Origin of the sequence: Pseudomonas sp. B21128, assembly GCF_044218865.1 — a bacterium.
Taxonomy (GTDB): domain Bacteria; phylum Pseudomonadota; class Gammaproteobacteria; order Pseudomonadales; family Pseudomonadaceae; genus Aquipseudomonas; species Aquipseudomonas iridis.
Genome location: NZ_CP162590.1, coordinates 5,179,871 through 5,199,241 on the forward strand (window position 1 = coordinate 5,179,871; position 19,371 = coordinate 5,199,241).

At 61.9% G+C, this 19,371-nt stretch carries 7 protein-coding genes (1 of these 7 running past the window's edge); 3 read left to right on the forward strand and 4 right to left on the reverse strand.

The window, feature by feature from the left end:
• From AB4P91_RS23405 to AB4P91_RS23415, 3 genes are all read right to left on the reverse strand, one after another.
• Positions 1 to 476, reverse strand: the 5' end (the start) of a protein-coding gene (locus AB4P91_RS23405) for a non-ribosomal peptide synthase/polyketide synthase (RefSeq protein WP_395603814.1). Its footprint begins 13,042 nt before the window's first position; 476 of the gene's 13,518 nt are visible here — the first part of the coding sequence; its start codon is at positions 474 to 476; the stop codon falls past the left edge of the window.
• Positions 476 to 12,889: a non-ribosomal peptide synthase/polyketide synthase gene (locus tag AB4P91_RS23410; protein WP_395603815.1), complete on the reverse strand. Its 12,414-nt coding sequence runs from the start codon at positions 12,887 to 12,889 to the stop codon at positions 476 to 478. The genes AB4P91_RS23405 and AB4P91_RS23410 overlap by 1 nt, the downstream gene beginning before the upstream one ends.
• A 243-nt stretch (positions 12,890 to 13,132) precedes the next feature.
• On the reverse strand, positions 13,133 to 13,870 hold the full coding sequence (locus AB4P91_RS23415; RefSeq protein ID WP_150594646.1) for a thioesterase II family protein: 738 nt from the start codon (positions 13,868 to 13,870) through the stop codon (positions 13,133 to 13,135).
• Between the two features lie 129 nt (positions 13,871 to 13,999).
• On the opposite strand from AB4P91_RS23415, the gene AB4P91_RS23420 reads away from it, so the two are divergent.
• Positions 14,000 to 15,133, forward strand: a complete 1,134-nt coding sequence (locus tag AB4P91_RS23420; protein WP_395603816.1) for a cupin-like domain-containing protein — start codon at positions 14,000 to 14,002, stop codon at positions 15,131 to 15,133.
• Positions 15,134 to 15,179: 46 nt separating this feature from the next.
• Here the strand turns inward: AB4P91_RS23420 and AB4P91_RS23425 are convergent, their stop codons facing one another.
• The gene (locus AB4P91_RS23425; protein ID WP_395603817.1) at positions 15,180 to 16,352 is read right to left on the reverse strand and encodes an MFS transporter; all 1,173 of its coding nucleotides are present in this window, start codon (positions 16,350 to 16,352) and stop codon (positions 15,180 to 15,182) included.
• Between the two features lie 270 nt (positions 16,353 to 16,622).
• On the opposite strand from AB4P91_RS23425, the gene AB4P91_RS23430 reads away from it, so the two are divergent.
• Positions 16,623 to 17,423 carry an SDR family oxidoreductase gene (locus AB4P91_RS23430; RefSeq protein ID WP_150594644.1) on the forward strand — a complete coding sequence of 267 codons (801 nt, stop codon included), beginning with the start codon at positions 16,623 to 16,625 and terminating at the stop codon, positions 17,421 to 17,423.
• Positions 17,416 to 19,242 carry a glycoside hydrolase family 15 protein gene (locus AB4P91_RS23435; RefSeq protein ID WP_395603818.1) on the forward strand — a complete coding sequence of 609 codons (1,827 nt, stop codon included), beginning with the start codon at positions 17,416 to 17,418 and terminating at the stop codon, positions 19,240 to 19,242. Before AB4P91_RS23430 ends, AB4P91_RS23435 begins: the two co-directional genes overlap by 8 nt.
• The last annotated feature ends 129 nt before the right edge of the window (positions 19,243 to 19,371 follow it).

Here is a 19,371-nt window from a genome sequence, read left to right on the forward strand (position 1 = left end):
TGCAGATTGAACGGTCGGGTCGTTTCGTTTTCGACGAAAGCCTTGATCGCGGCGTCCGTGCCAGCGGCGTCGAGGCCCGATTGCAACGGTGCCAACGAGATGCTCAGCGGCAGTTGTGGGTGAATCACCTGGCAGAAGGTTTCGCCCTGCTCGGCGAAGGTGGTGCGCAAGCTTTCGTGGCGTGCAACCAGCGCATTGAAACTGCGCTCAAGCGCGGCGATATCGAGTTTGCCCTTGAGGCGCAAGGCGCTGGGAATGTGATACGCGGTGCTGTGCGGGTCCATTTGCCAAAGGAACAACTGACGTTCCTGGGCGTAGGACAGCGGAATCGCTTCAAAGCTTGAGCGAGTCTCTGGAATCGGCAGGTTGGCCGGAGAGACGCCCTCTTCGAGCATCTTTTCCAGGTACAGCTTACGTTTGTCCAGCGGCAGAGTGATAAAGCGCTTGGCAATCCTCAAAGCAACACTCGTGTCCATCAGACTTCCTCCATATCGTCAAGCAGGGCTTCCAGCTTGCTCAGTTTCTGTTCGTTGATTGCCCCGCCTCCTGTATTGAGGTGAGCGACAAACTCGCTCAGGACGGGGTGCTGGAATAACAGTTGCGGGGTCAGCGTCAGGCCCAGTTCAAGGGCCATGCGCGACACCACGTTGACCGCCAGCAGCGAGTGCCCGCCCAATTCGAAGAAGTGATCGTTGAGACCGATGCGTTCGACGTCGAGCACTTGCTGCCAGATCGCCGCGACCTGCTGCTCAAGCTCACTGTGCGGCGCGACATACGCGGCCTGCATCTGGCTGGCATCCACCGCTGGTAGCGCCTTGCGGTCGAGTTTGCCGTTGGGCGTCAGCGGCAACTGCTCGAGAAACAGCAGGTGCGCGGGAATCATGTAGTCAGGTAACGAAGACTTGAGGCCAGTCTTTAGTCCGTCGCGCAGCACTCGCTGCGCCTGGTCGTCGTAAAGATCCAGTGGCGGGGCGACCACATAGGCCACCAGTTGCGCGCCGCTCGCACTTTCGACGGCCAGCACCGCCGCTTCGGTGACCGCTGGCTGCGCCAGCAATCGCGCCTCGATCTCCCCCAGTTCGATGCGGTATCCACGAATTTTCACCTGATGGTCGATGCGTCCCATGTACTCCAGTTCGCCGTCCTCGCGCTGGCGAATGAGGTCGCCGGTGCGATACATGCGCTCACCGTTGGCGACGAACGGGTCAGGCACGAACCGCTCGGCGGTCATCGCCGCACGCCCCAGATAACCGCGAGTGATGCCGGCACCGGACAGGTACAGCTCAGCCGAAACGCCGTGTGGCACCGCGTGCAGATCGACATCGAGCAAATGGCTGGCGCTGTGACCGAGAACCCGACCGATGCGAGCCTGGGCGCCGGCACGACGGCGGGTCCAGGTCGAATAGGTGGTGTCTTCCGATGGACCGTACAGGTCGTAAACATGCTCGACACTGCTCTGCTGATACAGCGCTTCCACCAGGCTTTGTTTCAGCGGCTCACCGGCCAGGTTGATGATGCGGACGCTCGGCGGAATCTGCCCGGTGCGTTGCAGCGCGGCGATTGCCGACGGCACGCTGTTGATCAGGCGCACCTGATCGCGGGCCGGCAGTTGCGGCAGTTCCAAAGCGTTGCGGGCGATGATCAGCGAGCCGCCATTGGCCAGGGTCACAAACAGCTCCCACACCGACAGGTCGAAACACACCGAAGTCGAGGCCAGCACGCCTTGAATGTCTTCGCGGCTGTAGACCTGCGCCGACCAGTCGATCAACGCCATGACGTTGCGGTGAGCAATCGCCACACCTTTGGGCATGCCGGTGGAGCCGGAGGTGTAGATCACGTAAGCGAGGTTGTCCGGTGCCACCGAGGTCTGTGGCGCATGGGCCGGATAACTTTCCAGTGCAACCTGATCGAGCAGCAGGACCTGGGTTTGGGCCGGCACATTCAGCGTCGCCGCCAACCGTTGTTCGGTAAGCAGAACCCGCGCACGACTGTCTTCGAGCATGTAGGCCACACGATCGGCCGGGTAATCCGGGTCCAGCGGCACATAGGCGCCACCGGCCTTGAGCACCGCCAGCAGCGCAACCAGCAACTGCTCGGAACGCGGCATCGCCACGCCCACGCGTACTTCCGGGCCGACGCCGAGCTCAACCAGTTTGTGCGCCAGACGATTGGCCTGTGCGTCCAGTTCGGCATAGCTCAGTTGCGTGCTGGCGTAGGTCACGGCCAGCGCATCTGGCATGGCCGCCACCTGACGGGCAATGCTCTGATGGATGCACAGCTCGGTGACGAAATCGTCGATAACGCACGGCGGGCTCTCAATCAGTTGCAGTTCGCTGAGCGAGCGCTCGCCTCCATCGATCATCTGACTGAGCAGACGTTGCAGATGCGCGCCCAACTGCGTGACACCGGTCGCCGCAAAGCTGTCGCGCTGATAGCTGAAGTGCACCGACAATTCAGCGCCCATGTGCACCAACAGCGTCAACGGATAGTTGGTCTGCTCGTGATTGACCACCGGGCCGAAGCGCAGCCCTTCTGGCGCGCCCTGCTCCAGCGCCTCGGCAATCGGGTAGTTCTCGAACACCATCAGGCTGTCGAACAGCGCATCACCACCCTGCCCGGCCCAGCGCTGAATTTGCGCCAGCGGCGTATGCTCGAATTCGCGCAGTGCCAGGTTCTGCGCCTGCACGCCTTGCAACCAACTGGCCAGGCTCTGCTGCGCACGCGGGGCAGCGATGACCGGCAAGGTATTGATGAACAGGCCGATCTGCTGTTCAGCCCCCGGCAGATCCGCCGGACGCCCGGCGACAGTGGCGCCGAACGCCACACAGTCTTTGCCGGTGTAGCGCTGCAGCAGTAACAGCCACGCGGCTTGCACCAGGGTGTTGACGGTGACTTTCGAGGCCCGAGCGAACTCACTCAGACGCTCTGTCAAAGCGGCGTCCAGCACCTGGAAATGATCGCCGTAACCCGTGCTCGGCAAAGCGCTGCCCGGCCGTGCGATGGCGTCGGCCAGTCGCGTCGGTTCCTCAAGGTTATTGAGCGCGGCCTGCCAGTACGCCTCGGCGGCCGCCGCGTCCTGACGCTGCAACCAGCCGATGTAATCGCGATAACGACCGCTCGGACGCAGCACCACTTCGCCGCTGTAATGCTGCAATACCTCGCCGAGCAACTGCGCACTGCTCCAGCCATCCATCAGGATGTGATGGTTGGTGTAGATCAAGTGATGGCGGTCGGCGGCAGTACGTACCAGCACCAGACGCAGCAAGGGTGCGCGGGTCAGGTCCAACCCCTGGGCGCGCTCCTCGTCTGCCAGGGTTTGCAACGCGGCGTCCAGATCAGTCTGGCCGCACCAGTCGAGGACGCGGAACGGAACCTCGAGATGACGCTGCACCACTTGCAGAGGCTGCTCCAGATCACCCTGCCAGACGAATCCGGTACGCAGGATGTCATGGGCATCGACCACCGCTTGCCACGCCGCACGAAAACGCTGTGGATCGACACCATCGACGTCCAGACGCATCTGGTTGATGTAGTCGCCGCCGCCGTGTTCGAGCAGGGTGTGGAACAGCATGCCCTGCTGCATCGGCGACAGCGGATAGATGTCGTCGATGGCCTGTGGTTGCGGCACCAGCAGGTCAAGTTGTGCCTGGCTGAGTGTCGCCAGCGGGAAGTCCGACGGGGTCACCCCACGGTTGGCACTGTCGCAGCAATGGGCGATCAGCGCAGTCAGCTCCTGAAGGTAGTCGTCGGCCAGACGCTGGATAGTCGTCGGGTTGAACATTTCACGGCTGAAGGTCCAGCTCAGGTCCAGTTCGCCACCGAACACTTTACCGTCGAGGGCAAGCGGGCTGCCCAACGGCCCCTGCATGTTGACCTCTTCGCCGCCGGACTCACTGGTCGGGACAAACAAGGCATCGTCGCCAGCATCGAAACTGCCGTCGAACTGGCCGAGGTAGTTGAAGGTCAGGCGCGGTTTCGGCAGGGCTTGCAGCGCTTGTCGGGCAGAGTCGTCGCCCAGATGCGCCAGCGCACCAAAACCGATGCCTTTATTGGGGATCGCGCGCAGCTGTTCCTTGATCTGTTTCAGCGATGCACCGAGATCGGCCACCGGCGACAATCTGGCCGGGAACACACTGGTGAACCAGCCGACGGTGCGCGTCAGATCGACGCTGTCGAACACGTCTTCGCGGCCGTGGCCTTCAAGTTGTACCAACACGCTGTCGTCGCCGGTCCAGCGCACCATCACACGGGCCAATGCGGTCAGCAGCAAGTCGTTGACCTGCGTGCGATAGGCTGCCGGGGCTTCCTGCAACAGCTGACGGGTCAGGTTTTTGTCCAGTTGCGTGCGGATTGCCTGAGCCTGATTGTGTTGCTGGCCGCCCTGCGGGTTATCGCACGGCAACTCGGTCATGGCGCCTTGCAGTTGTTGCTGCCAGAAGTCCAGTTCAGCCAGCAACGGCGCGCTGGCTGCGTAGTCTTGCAATGCCTCGGCCCAGGCCTTGACCGCACTGGTCTTGGCCGGCAGTTGCACGGCCGCACCGGACAGAATCTGCCGGTAAGCGCTTTGCAGGTCCTCGAACAGGATCCGCCACGAAACGCCATCCACCACCAGGTGATGCACCACCAGCAACAGGCGCTGAGTGCCGTCGGCGAGGTTCGCCAGCACCGCGCGGATCAACGATCCGCCGCTCAGTTGCAGGCTGCGTTGCGCCTTGTTGCCCAGTGTCTCCAGCGCCGCCAGATCAGCCACCTCGACTTGCCACAGGATGGTTTCACCCGCTTGCGTCGCGACATCGCGGTACTGCGCCGTCCAGCCCTGCGTTTGCTCGACAAAGTCCAGGCGCAGGCTGTCGTGATGCACCACCAGTGCATCGAGTGCCTGCTCCAGCGCCTGTGCATCCAGCGGCTGCGCAGGTTTGAGCATCACCGACTGATTCCAGTGGTGACGGTCGGGAATCGCCTGCGTGAAGAACCACTGGTGAATCGGCAGCAGCGCGGTTGCGCCCGTGACCGGTTGCTGATCGATCACTTGCAACGGCTCGCCGGTTTGCACCACGGCGGCCAGCGCTTGAATGGTCTGGTGCTGAAACAGGTCTTTGGGCGTAAACCGCAGGCCGGCCTGCCGGGCACGGCTGACGACTTGAATCGAGATGATCGAATCACCGCCGAGCTCGAAGAAGTTATCGCTCAGGCCCACGCGCTCCAGCTTCAGCACCTCTTGCCAGATCGTTGCCAGTTGCTGCTCCAGCACACTTTGCGGCGCGACATAGAGTTGCTGCAATTGGCTGACATCAGGCTTGGGCAGGTTTTTGCGATCAAGCTTGCCGTTCGGCGTCAGCGGCATGCGCTCAAGACGCAGCACGTAGGCCGGAACCATGTGCGACGGCAGCGTCGCCCTGAGTTGCGCACGCAATTGCTCGGCGTAATCATCGCTCGACGAGTCGCCGACGACGTAAGCAACCAAGCGTTTACTGCCGGCGTTTTCCTGCGCCACGACCACGGCTTCACGCACGCCATCCAGGGCCTGCAGGCTCGCTTCGATTTCGCCCAACTCAATGCGGAAACCACGGATCTTCACCTGATGATCAATGCGTTCCAGGTAGTCGAATGTGCCGTCGGCGCGCTGGCGTACCAGGTCGCCGGTGCGATACAACACGCCACCGCTGCGGCTGAACGGGTCAGCGACAAAACGCTCGGCGGTCAGTGCCGCACGGTTCAGATAACCGCGAGCGACGCCACTGCCGCCCAGGTACAGCTCACCGGCCATGCCTTGCGGCAACAGGTTCAAATCAGCATCAAGCACGTAGGCGCTGCGATCGCCGATACGGCTGCCGATTGGCGCATACGCCGCACCACAGGGCTCGTCGCGACCGGCCTTCCAGATCAACGGGGTGACCACCGTTTCGGTCGGCCCGTAGCCGTTGATGATGTACTCGGGATTGAGTGCACGCTTGACCCGTTCGAAACTGGCGTTCGGTACGGCATCGCCGCCGAAGCAGTAAATCCGCACCGGTGGCGGATTGCCGACGCGCTCGGCGTGTTCGGCCAGTTGTTGCAGGTACACCGGCGGGAACGCAACCACGGTCACGCCATGCTCGATCATGGCGTTGTAGGTCTGCTCAGGCGTCCACAGGCTGTCGTCGCGAATCAACAGCGAGCCGCCATGGGTCAGGCTGGTCAACCAGCGTTCATGGGCACCGTCGAAAGCGAACGACATGAAGTGGAATTCACAATCGCTGTCGCGCATTTCATAGCGCTCGCCAATTGCCAGGCAATGCATGGCGAGCGGCCCGTGGGTGACGCTGACGCCTTTCGGATTGCCGGTGGAACCCGAGGTGTAGATCACGTAGGCGAGGTTGTCCGGATCCAGCGCGACTACCGGTGCCTGTACGGAATGCGCGCTGAGGTCGAGGTGATCCAGCTCCAGCACGGTCAGTGCATCACCGATCGGCAGTTGCGCCGACACCCGCGAATCGCTCAGCAGCAGCGCCAGACCGGAGTCTTCCATCAGGTACGCCAGACGCTCGCGTGGGTAACTGGTGTCCAGCGGGACATACGCACCACCGGCCTTGAGCACGGCCAGCAGCGCGACGATCAGGCCTTCGCTGCGCGGCAACGCCACGCCGACGCGCACTTCCGCCCGCACCCCGCGGGCCACCAGCTCATGCGCGAGACGGTTGGCGCGGGCGTCGAGTTCGCCGTAGCTGAAATGCTGTCCGTCGAAAATCACGGCGGTGCGTTCAGGCTGTTGCGCCGCGAGTCGAGCGTAGCGCTGATGCACGGGGATGTCCTGCGGATACGCTTGCGGCTGGTTTTGCGCCAGTTGTCGCGCGTGCTCTTGAGCCGTCGCCAAGGCGATTTCGCCGAGAGGACGTTCGGCGGATTCGGCGAACTGCTCCAGCAGGTGCAGCAGTTGCGCGCTCAAACGCTCGATGGTTGCGACGCTGAAATGCGCCCGATCAAAACTCATGTGCAGCGCCAAAGTGTCGCCCAGTGTCACGCCGAGGGTCAGCGGGTAGTGCGTCTGATCCTGGTTGGCCACTTCGCCGAATACCACGCCTTGCGCGGTGCCGTGTTGCAACGCTTCAGAAATCGGGAAATTCTCGAATACCAGCAGCGTGTCGAACAGCGACTCGCCGCCCTGCCCGGCCCAGCGCTGGATATTCGCCAGCGGTGTGTGTTCGAACTCGCGCAGGCTGAGGTTCTGCGCCTGCACAGCGGCCAGCCACGCGGCCACGGTTTGATCCGGACGCGAGCCGGCGATCACCGGTAACGTGTTGATGAACAGTCCGACTTGCTGCTCGATACCGACCAGCTCCGCCGGACGCCCGGCCACGGTGGTGCCGAACGCGACGCAAGTGCTGCCGGTGTAACGCTGCAACAACAGCAGCCACGCGGCTTGCACCAGGGTGTTGGCGGTTATTTTCTGTTCTCGGGCAAACTCGTTCAGACGGCGAGTCCGCAGCGCATCCAGTTGGTAATGCTTGAGCACATGCCCCTTGTCGGCACGCAACTCGCCACCGCCCGCCGCGGCTTGCGCCAGCACGGTCGGCTCGTGGAAGTCCGCCAGTTGCGCCAACCAGAATGCTTCGCTGACGGCAGCGTCCTGACGTTGCAGCCACTGGATGTAATCGGCATAGCGGCTCAGCGGACGCGGCGGTTGCTGGCCGGCATAACGCTGCAAGACTTCGCCAAGCATCTGCGCGCTGCTCCAACCGTCCATCAAGATGTGGTGGTTGGTGAAAATCAGGTGATGACGCTGCTCAGCCACACGAATCAACGTGACGCGCAGCAGCCCGGCCTCGGTCAGGTCGAAGCCCTGCGCCAGGTCGGCAGTTGTGAAATCTTCCAGCGCCTGGGTGATGTCATCGCGCTCACGCCAATCGAGCAGCGTGTACGGCAACTCGAGTCGGCGATGGATGATCTGCAGCTGTTCCTGCAATTCGCCCTGCCAGATGAAGCCGCTGCGCAGGATGTCATGGGCGTCCATGGTGGCTTGCCACGCGGCGCGAAAACGCTCGGGATCGAGGCCGTCGACATCGACACTCAACTGGTTGATATAGGTGCCATTGCCCTGCTCGTACAAGGTATGGAACAACATGCCTTGCTGCATCGGCGACAGCGGATAAATGTCTTCGATAGCGGCGGCCGGTACCGTGATCGCATCCAGTTGCGCTTGGCCGATGCGCGCCAGCGGGAAGTCCGAAGGCGTAGTGCCCATTGATTCCGGCAGGCAGCAATGGGCGATCAGCGCTTGCAGCTCGCGGGTGAAGTCGTCGGCCAGACGGGCAATGGTTGCCTCGTTGAACTGCTCGCAACTGAAGGTCCAGCGCAGGTCCAGTTCGCCTTCGTAGACCTGGCCTTCGACGCCCAGCCAGTTGTCCAGCGGTGCGTCCAGGCTTTGCTCAAGCCCGGCGCGCTCACCGGCCGGGCTGAACAGTGCGCCTTCCTCGGCATCGAAGCTGCCGTCGAACTGTCCCAGGTAGTTGAAGGTGATGCGCGGCACTGGCAGTGCCTTGAGTGACGCTTGCGCCTGCTCGTCACCGAGGTGACGCAGCACGCCGAAACCAAGCCCCTTGTTCGGGATCGCGCGCAATTGCTCCTTGATCTGCTTGATCGCGCTCGCCAGCGAGTCCGCCGGGGTCAGGCGCACCGGAAACACGCTGGTGAACCAGCCGACGGTGCGGGTCAGGTCAATGTCATCAAACAGGTCTTCGCGACCGTGCCCTTCGAGCTGAATCAGCGTATCGACGTACCCGGTCCAACGGCAGATGACCCGCGCCAGCGCGGTCAGCAGCAGATCGTTGACCTGAGTGCGATACGCCGCGGGCGCCTGTTGCAGCAGTTGTTGAGTAAAGGTCTTGTCGAGTCGGCTGTGCAGCACTTGCGCGTGACGACTTTGCAGGCTGCCCTGCGGGTTGTCGCACGGCAGATCCAGTGCCACGCCCTCAAGCTGCTGTTGCCAGAAACCCAGCTCTGCCTGCACCGCGTCGGTGGCAGCAAAGGATTGCAGATGCTCGCCCCAGGCCTTGTACGAACTGGTTTTGGCCGGCAACTTGATGCTCGAACCTTGCCGCGCTTGCTGATACGCCAGTTGCAGGTCTTCCAGCAAAATCCGCCATGACACACCGTCCACCGCCAGGTGATGCACCGCGAGCAACAGGCGCTGACTGCCATCGGCCACGGTGGCCAGCACCGCGCGCAGTAACGGGCCTTTTTGCAGGTCGAGACTGCGTTGGGCGTTGGCGTACAGCGCTTGCAGCTCGGCGTCAGCAAGGCTGTCTGCGGTCCACAGCAGTTCCGGCTCAATCACGACTGGTGCCACGGCGGCATGCCAACCGTCGGCACTTTCGACGAAGCGCGAACGCAACGCGTCATGTTGGACCAGCAGCGCATTCAACGCCTGCAACAACGCCTCGGCACGCAGGGTTTCATTACTGCGCAGCAGCACGGCCTGGTTCCAGTGATGACGCTGGGGAATGTCGTCTGCGAAAAAAACTTGCTGGATCGGCAGCAGCGGCAACGCACCCGTCACCGGCCCTTGATCGACCGTCACGCCAGCGGTGCCTTGTCGAGCCACGCTGGCCAAGCCTTGCACGGTCTGATGCTGGAACAGGTCGCGCGGGCTGAAGTGAATCCCGGCCTGACGCGAACGGCTGACCACTTGAATGGAGATGATCGAATCACCGCCCAGCTCGAAGAAATTGTCGGTCAGGCCGACCTGTTCGAGCTTGAGCACGTCCTGCCAGATCGCGGCGATCTGCTGTTCCAGTTCGCTGCGCGGCGCAACAAAGGCTTGTTGCATCTGGCTGGCGTCCGGCGACGGCAAGGCCTTGCGATCCAGTTTGCCATTCGGGCTCAGCGGCAATGCGCCGAGGAACAGCACGTGGGTCGGCACCATGTAATCCGGCAGGCTGTTTTTGAGTTGCGCCTTGATCGCGTCGCGCGCCGCGCCTTGCGTATCGGCCGCCGACGAAACCACGTCGGCTTGCTTCGGCACCACGTACGCCACCAGTTGCAGGCTGCTACCGCCCTGCACCGCCAGTACTACCGCTTCGTTGACGGCATCGAGTTCGAGCAGACGCGCCTCGACTTCGCCCAGCTCAATCCGGAAACCACGGATTTTCACCTGATGGTCAACCCGGCCGACGTATTCGATCTGGCCCTTACCGTTGAAGCGCGCAAGGTCGCCAGTGCGGTACAACCTTGCACCGCCAGTGGAAAACGGATCGGGAATAAACCGCTCGGCGGTCAGATCCGCACGCTGGAAATAACCGCGCGCCAGCAGCTCGCCGCCAATCAACAGTTCACCGACCACGCCCACCGGCGTCGGTTGACCGTCGGCATCCAGCACATAGGTATGCCGCCCCGGCAACGGCTGCCCGATCGGCATTGTCAGCGGTAATGGCTGACGACCAGCCACGTAATCGCTGCAATCAAGCGTGGTCGCGGTGATGGTGGCTTCAGTCGGGCCGTAGGTGTTGAGCAATTTCACGTGCTCAAGCCCCGCTACGCGCCAGGCCTGCACGCCTTCCGGGGGCATTGCTTCACCGCCGCTGTGTACCTGACGCAGCGCGGCATAGTCACGCGGGCCGGCGGCAGCGAATTCCTTGGCGATCATGTTCCAGTAAGCGGTGGTCAAGTCCATGACCGTGATGCCTTGCTCGACGATGTGGCGATACAGGGTTTCGCTGTCCCAGACCTCGTTGCCGCGCAACACCACCGAGGCGCCGCAGGTCAGCGGGCCGAAGAGTTGCTCACCGAAGGCATCAAAGTTGAAGGTGGCGAATTGCAGCGCGCAATCGGCGGCACTCAGGCCGTAATAATGCTGCGAGGCGAAGGCGTGTTTGCTCAGCGCACCGTGGCTGATGCCAACCCCTTTCGGGCGACCGGTGGAGCCGGAAGTGAACATCACGTAGGCGAGGTTATCGGCCCACACCGCACACTGTGGATTGCTTTCGTCTGAGTCTGTCCAGATTTGGGGATGATCCAGACACAGGCAGCGCACGTTCTGCGGCACCGGCAGCCGTTCGAGCAAATGGCTTTGCGTCAGCAACAAGTGGCTGCCGCTGTCTTCGATCATGCACAGCAGGCGATCACGCGGGTATTGCGGGTCCAACGGCACGTACGCACCACCCGCCTTGAGTACCGCGAGGATGGCAACAATCAGTTCAAGACCACGGTCGACGGCGACACCCACCAGCACTTCCGGGCCGACACCCTGCGCCAGCAACGTGCGGGCCAGACGATTGGCTCGGGCATTGAGCTGGGCGTAGGTCAGTTGCTGCCCCTCGACAATCAGCGCGACGGCATCCGGAGCCTGCGCAACTTGCGCCTCGAACAACTCATGCACCGGGCGCTCGCTCGACCAGGTCGCGTCATGCCGCCCCCAGTCCTGGGTCAGCTGCTGATATTCCTGCGCCTGCAACAGCCCGATCTCGCTGACCCTTTGTTGCGGATCGTTGACGATACTGTGCAACAGGTGTGTCCAGTGCCGCGCCATGCGCTCGATGGTTTCACCGTCGAACAGGTCGCTGGCGTAAGTAAACGCAGCGTGCAGCTGACCGCCCTTCTCATACGTGTCAAGGCTCAGGTCGAACTGCGTGCTGCGGCTTTCCCACTCGATCACTCCCAGCTCCAGGCCGCTGCCGACCTTGAGCGTGGTGACATCGGCGACTTCCGGCTGATGGTTGTACATCACCTGGAACAACGGGTTGTAGCTCAGGCTGCGCTCAAGTTTGAGTGCTTCTACCAGCCGTTCAAACGGCAGGTCCTGATGTGCCTGGGCACCGAGCGCGGTTTCCTTGAGCGCGCTCAGCAAGTCGCCGAATCGGGTCTGACCGTCCAGTTGCACGCGCAAAACCTGGGTGTTGACGAAGAAGCCGATCAGGCCTTCGATTTCTCGGCGGTTGCGGTTGGCAATCGGCACACCGACGCGCAGATCGTTCTGGCCGGTGTAGCGGTGCAGCAGAATATTGAAGGTGCCCAACAGCAGCATGAACAACGTGACGCCATGCTGACGCGCAACCCCGCGCAGTTGCTCGACCAGCGCCGCCTCCACTGTCTGCTCGTGACGACGACCGCGGTAGCTCGGCAGTACCGGGCGCGGACGATCGACAGGCAGCTCCAGCACCGGGTGCTCGTCGCCCAATTGCGCCAACCAGTAATCGAGTTGACGCTGTTGCTCGCCCGCCTCCAGCCAACGCCGTTGCCACAGCGCGTAATCGCTGTACTGCACCGCCAGTGCGGGCAGTTCGGCAACCAGCCCCTGATCATGGGCGTCATAAAAACGGCAGAACTCGTCGATCAACACGTCCATCGACCAGCCATCGGAAACGATGTGATGCAACGTCAGCAACAGCACATGCTCCTGCTCGGCCAGTTGCAGCAAACGCACGCGCAGCAGTGGCCCGTTGGCCAGATCGAACGGCAGCAGCGACTGCTCTTCTGCCGCCGCCGCCACGCGCACCTCGCGCTCGGCGGCCGCCAAGGCAGTGAGGTCGACGCGCTGAATGTCCAACGGTTGTTGCAGCGGTACTTGCAGCAGGCTGTCGTCAGGCTGCTGCTGGAACACCGTGCGCAGGGTTTCGTGGCGTTCGATCAGGCTGGCGAAGGCTTGCTCAAGCGCCTGCTGATTCAGGCGACCGGTCAGGCGCACCGCCGCTGGCAGATTGTATGCGCCGCTCTGCGGATCCAGATGCCAGAGAAACCACATGCGTTGCTGGGCGTAAGACAACGCCTGCCGATCCTCGGCCTCGACCCCGGCCGGAATCGGAAACCGGGAAAAATCCACCCCTTCCCTCTGCAGCGCATTCAGGAACATCTGGCGCTTTTCCAGGGGCAACCCGATAAACCGGCGAGCGAGTTTCAAGGAGTCTTCAGCATTCATTTCTTGTCATCCGGATCAGTAGGCAGGCAGCACAAAGGCACGTCGTCCCTATAAAACGAATGCACACCGGAAAAATTAGCGAATGAGAAGAACTATCAGGCGGGAGACTGGCGGGGTTTTTCAGACAGGTAGGAAACATTGTGGGAGCGAGCCTGCTCGCGAAAGCGGCACGTCAGGCGACGTTGATGTCGACTGGAATGCCCTTTCGCGAGCAGGTTCGCTCCCACATGAAATTCCTGGTGCTCAGGCAGTGGCGAGCATTGAGTGCCGGCGGTGATGAACTTCGAGCTGATCCTTGATGACTTTCAGCACTTTGGCTTCGTGTTCATGAATGAAGAAATGACCTCCCGCCAGCATGTCTACGGAGAAACTGCCTAAGGTTTCCTTGCTCCAGCCGATCAATTGTTCGGTGGTGGCCTTGTCAGATTTGCCGCCCAGCACGTGCACCGGGCAGTTGAGCAAGGGTCGCTGGGCCGGCTCGAATTTGCCGCACAGCAGGAAGTCGGCGCGCAGGATCGGCAGCGTCAGGCTCATGAGCTCTTCATTGGCCAGCACTTCCTCGCTCGTACCGTTGAGCGTGCGCAATTGATCGATCAACTCGGCGTCGGTTTTCGGCTCGGCAAAACCGCGATCGTAATCGGCGCGCATCGTCGGCGCCGCGGTGCCTGAGGCAAACAACGCCACCGGCTCCGAACACCCCAGCGCGCGCAACGCGTGGGCGATTTCGCACGCCATCAACGCGCCGAGGCTATGGCCGAACAGCGCGTACGGGGTCTTGAGTGTCGGGCGCAATTCCTTGGCCAGTTGCATCGCCAGCGTGCGCATGTCGGTTTGCAGCGGTTCATCGAACCGGGCGCCGCGCCCCGGCAGCTCAACTGGTTGCAGTTGCAGCCATTGCGGCAACTTCGGCCGCCAGCGGCTGTAGACCATCGCGCTGGCACCTGAATACGGCAGGCACAGCAAAGTCAGCTTGGTCACCACGCGTCCCTCAAAGAATTCGTCTGTAGAGAGAAACGGATCACGGCGCCGGCAAATTAGTCGACACCTGCTAAATCCCACGTACAGACACTCGTTAATTGTTCAGACCAAAATCAATAATGAGGAATCGCCGTGGACATGCAGAGCATCTTGGGCAAACTGTTCATCAATGCCGGCGCCGTCGGGATCGAAGGCGTTTTCCAATTCGTGTTTGGCCCGCAACAGGCCTACTGGTCCGAGGTCAAGGCCAGCACCCGCACTGAAGCGGGCCGCCATGCCAGCCCCGACGTCACCATTGCAGTCGCAGAGCGGGATTTTCTCGGCATCATGGGCGGCACGGCCAACGTTGAAGAACTCTTCGCCAGCGGTCGCTTGAAGATTGGCGGCAACATGGGCCTGGCGACGCTGCTGCCACAGATCATCGACCACGCCCGCCACGGCGGTGCGGTAGTGCAAAAGGTCGACATGAACAAGCGTTACCCAACCCCGCCGCGCTTCAGTGAAAAACTCACCGCCGGCCTGCCGACTCAACACAAGATCGAGCGTCGTCCGCGCAGCGAGCTGTCGGTGGCCGAGTTCGAGAAGCGTTACTTGCCCCACGGCATCCCTGTAGTGATCAGCAATGCCCTGCACGACTGGCCGTTGTTCAAGTTGAGCCGGGAAGAGTCGCTGGTGCATTTCGCCGAGCTGCAAGGCATCACTCGCCATGGCGATTACGTGAAAAAAACCTTCTCCACCGAGCGCGATTTTCGCTCCACATCGATGGCCGATTTCATCGCCTCGCTGGACAGCCCGGCGGCCAAAGGTGAGGAAGGCGAACCACCGGCCTACATGGGTAACAACATCCTGCCGGCCGCATTGATGCAGCAGATTCAGTACCCGGCCTACTTCGATGCCTCGCTGTTCATCCCGCCGCGCATCTGGATCGGCCCCAAAGGCACGCTGACGCCACTGCATCGCGATGACACCGACAATCTGTTTGCGCAGGTCTGGGGGCAGAAGACATTCACCCTCGCCGCGCCGCATCATCGCGAAGCGCTGGGCACCTGGTCGACTGCGCCCGAGGGTGGGCTGGATGGCTGTGATTTCAATCCGGATGCGCCGGACTATGAACGCTTCCCGTCGGCGCGGGATGTTACGTTCTTGCGCGTGATGCTGGAGGCTGGGGATCTGTTGTTTCTGCCGGAGGGCTGGTTCCATCAGGTGGAATCGGTGTCGACGTCGTTGTCGGTGAATTTCTGGGTGAACTCGGGACGGGGCTGGTAACCCAGACTCCTGCAGGCGCAGCGTGCCGCAGCGCCTGCAGATGTATTTATTTCAGGTGCCGGTAACTCTGTATCGCCGAGCCTAGCACCACCGCTCCCGCCGCAATCGCCAGCCAGAATCCACTCCGAGCGCCGTAGGCATCCACCAGCCAACCCGACCCGGCGGCGCCTACCGCCACGCCAATACTCAAACCGGTCACCAGCCACGTCAGGCCTTCAGTGAGTTTGGCCGGCGGCACGATGCGCTCGACCAGCGCCATCGCCACAATCAGCGTCGGCGAGAAGAACAGCCCGGCGATAAACACAGCGACCGACAAGCCAAAAATATTGCTCGCCAACAACAGTGGCAAGGTCGTCACCGCGGTCGCCACGCCGCCGTATAAAAACAATCGAGGCAATGGCAGTTTCGAGCGCATGGCGCCGAAGGCGATACCGGCCAGGCACGAGCCGATCGCATACACCGACAGCACAATACTCGCCGCCGCTGGTTGTCCCTGATGCTGAGCAAACGCGACGCTGACCACATCAATCACGCCGACGATGATGCCCATGGCAATCATCAGCGCCAGCAGCAATTGAATGTCCGTAGAACCAATGATCGAACCTTGATGGTCGGACGCGTGCGGGTGCACCGGTGGCTCGGTGCTGCGCTGAGCGACGAATGCCGTGACACCAATCGCCAGCGCCAACAGTGCCGCCAACGGTCCAGCCTCGGGAAACACCGCCACGCAGAGGCCGACCGACAACGGCGGGCCGACGATAAAACAGACCTCATCAAGCACCGACTCCAGCGCATACGCCGTCTGCAATTGCGGCTGGCCGCGATAGATTTCGGTCCAGCGCGCCCGCACCATCGCCGACATGCTCGGCATGCACCCGGCCAGTGCAGCGAAAATGAACAGCGTCCAGGTCGGTGCCTGCAGCCGTGTGCACAGCAGCAACATCAGCAGCGCCCCGCCGCCGATCAATGCCGAAATCGGCAGGACTTTGCCCTGGCCAAACCGATCGACCAGCCGTGAAACCTGCGGCGCGCAGAACGCCGTGGCCAGGGCAAACGTCGCCGCCACCGCACCGGCCAACGCATACCCGCCGTACAACTGCGAAAGCATGGTGATCACGCCGATGCCAGTCATTGAAATCGGCATGCGCGCGATCATCCCGGCGAGAACAAAATTTCGCGCGCCGGGGGCGTTGAACAATTCGCGGTAGGGGTTTGCCATCGGTCACAGCCTCGTCAGGGGCGGCCAAGTTGCCATATGGATGAGGGGTGTGGAAGCGGGGAATTGTTGGTGGGATGTAAAGACGCCATCGCGGGCAAGCCCGCTCCCACAGCGCTCCATGTCGTGCATAAATTCATGTTCACCCATGTTCCCTGTGGGAGCAGGCTTGCCCGCGATGAGGCCCGAGCGTTCACTACAGAACCCACAGAAATGAACTCTCACGCCAGGCAACCTGTCAGCTGAATAAGCCCTCCACCCAGACGCCTCCCTATGCAGATTTCCCTCGCCCGCCAGGTCGCACTCATCACCGGCGCCAGCTCCGGCATTGGCCACGCTGCCGCCAAAGCCCTGGCCGCCGCTGGCGCTTCAGTGGTCATCAACTACAACAGCCAGGCCGAACCCGCCGAAGCCCTCGCCCGGCAAATCATCGCCGACGGTGGCCAGGCCATCGCGATCGGCGCGGACGTGTCGAAGGAAGATGAGGTCGAACGGCTATTCGCCCAGACCCTCGAAGCCTTTGGTTCGCTGGACATTCTGGTGGCCAATTCCGGACTGCAAAAAGACGCCGCAGCGGTGGACATGACGCTGGATGACTGGAATGCGGTGATCGGCGTCAATCTCACCGGCCAGTTCCTCTGCGCCCGCGCCGCTTTGAGGATTTTCAATCGCCAGGGCGTTCGCGAAGGCGTGTCCCGCGCCGCCGGCAAGATCATTCACATGAGCTCTGTGCACCAACGCATTCCGTGGGCCGGGCATGTCAATTACGCCGCGTCCAAAGGTGGCGTCGATCAGTTGATGCAGACCCTGGCTCAGGAAGTCAGCCATCAGCGCATCCGCATCAACGGCATCGCGCCGGGGGCGATTCGTACGGCCATTAATGAAGAAGCCACCGACGGTGCAGCGGGTGAAAAGCTGCTTGATCTGATTCCCTATGGGCGTATTGGCGACGTCGATGACGTCGCCAACGCCGTGGTTTTCCTCGCCTCGGACGCCGCCGATTACATCGTCGGCACCACCCTGTTCATCGACGGCGGCATGAGCCTCTATCCGGAGTTTCGCGGCAATGGCTGAGCATCATCAAGAACAACAAAGCCCGATCGACGCCCACGGCATCATCGGCGACATGCGCAGTGCAGCGCTGGTCAACGACAAGGGCAGCGTGGATTTTTTCTGCTGGCCGGAGTTCGACAGTCCGTCGATTTTCTGTTCCTTGCTGGACACACCCGACGCGGGGATTTTCCAGCTTGCGCCGGACTTGCCCGATGCGCGACGTGAGCAGATTTACCTGCCGGACACCAACGTTCTGCAAACCCGCTGGCTCAGCGAATTTGCCGTGGTGGAAATCACCGACATGCTGCCAGTGGGCGATAGCGAAGATGACCTGCCGCTGCTGATGCGCCGCGTGCGCGTGGTCAGCGGCGAAGCAACGTTCCATATGCGCTGCGCCGTGCGCCACGACTACGCCCGCGCCGACACCCGCGGGCAGGCCGATCAGAAGGACGTGCTGTTCAGCGCAACCGGCCAACCGACACTGCGTCTGGCGTCGGATCAGCCGATGCAGGTTGACGCAAATGCAGCCGTCGCCCACTTCACGCTGACACAGAACCAGACCGCCGCTTTCATGCTTGGCGCGACCGACGACCCGCGGTTCGTCGAGGGCGCCGGCGATTTCTGCATGGAGCGCACGCTGAAGTTCTGGCGTGACTGGATCGGCCAGTCGACTTACCGCGGACGCTGGCGCGAAATGGTCAACCGCTCGGCGCTCGCGCTCAAGCTGCTGACCTCACGTAAACACGGTGCGATCCTCGCGGCCGCCACTTTCGGCCTGCCGGAAACCCCGGGCGGTGAACGCAACTGGGATTACCGCTACACCTGGATCCGCGACGCCTCGTTTACCGTTTACGCGTTCATGCGCCTGGGGTTCGTCAGCGAAGCAAACGCCTACATGCGCTGGCTGCGCGGCCGGGTCAGCGATTGCAACTGCCAGCCGATGAAACTGAACATTCTGTATGCCATCGACGGCCGCCAGGAACTGCCGGAAACCGAGCTTGCGCATCTGTCGGGGCACGGCGGCGCGAAACCGGTGCGCATCGGCAACGGCGCGTATGACCAGATTCAGCTGGATATCTTCGGCGAATTGATGGACGCGGTGTATCTGGTCAACAAGTACGGCGACGCCATTTCCCACGAAGGCTGGAAACATGTGCGCGAAGTTGTCGATCAGGTGTGTGAGACATGGCAGACCAAGGATGTAGGCATTTGGGAAATGCGCGGTGAGCGGCATCACTTTTTGCACTCACGGCTGATGTGCTGGGTGGCGCTGGACCGAGCGATTCGCCTCGCCTCGAAACGTTCATTGCCAGCGCCGTTTGCCCAATGGGACCAGACCCGTCAGGCGATCTACGCCGACATCTGGGACAACTTCTGGGATGAAGAACGCGGGCATTTCGTCCAGTACAAGGGCGGCACCGCACTCGATGGCTCAATGCTGTTGATGCCGCTGGTGCGCTTCGTCAGCGCCAAGGACCCACGCTGGTTATCGACCCTTGAAGCCATCGAAAAGAGTTTGGTGCGCGACGGCATGGTCTATCGCTATCGCAACGAAGACGCGGGCATTGATGGTCTGGCCGGCACCGAAGGCGCATTCGCCGCGTGTTCCTTCTGGTACGTCGAATGCCTGGCCCGCGCCGGCCAGGTGGAAAAGGCCCATCTGGAATTCGAACAACTGCTGCGCTATGCCAATCCACTGGGGCTGTACGCCGAAGAATTCGACAGCCATGGACGACATCTGGGCAATACACCGCAAGCGCTGACACATCTGGCATTGATCAGTGCGGCGAGTTTTCTCGATCGACGTTTGAGTGGGGAAAAGAGTGAATGGCAACCGTAAAAGTCGCCGGAGTCTGTCGGAAACTTCCCTGAAAAAACCTTCGCTGTAGGACGCAAGCCTGCGCCTGAACCAGCAAACCCCAGCCCCTCCAGCGAGGGACTACAAACTCGTAACAATTGTTGACCCCTC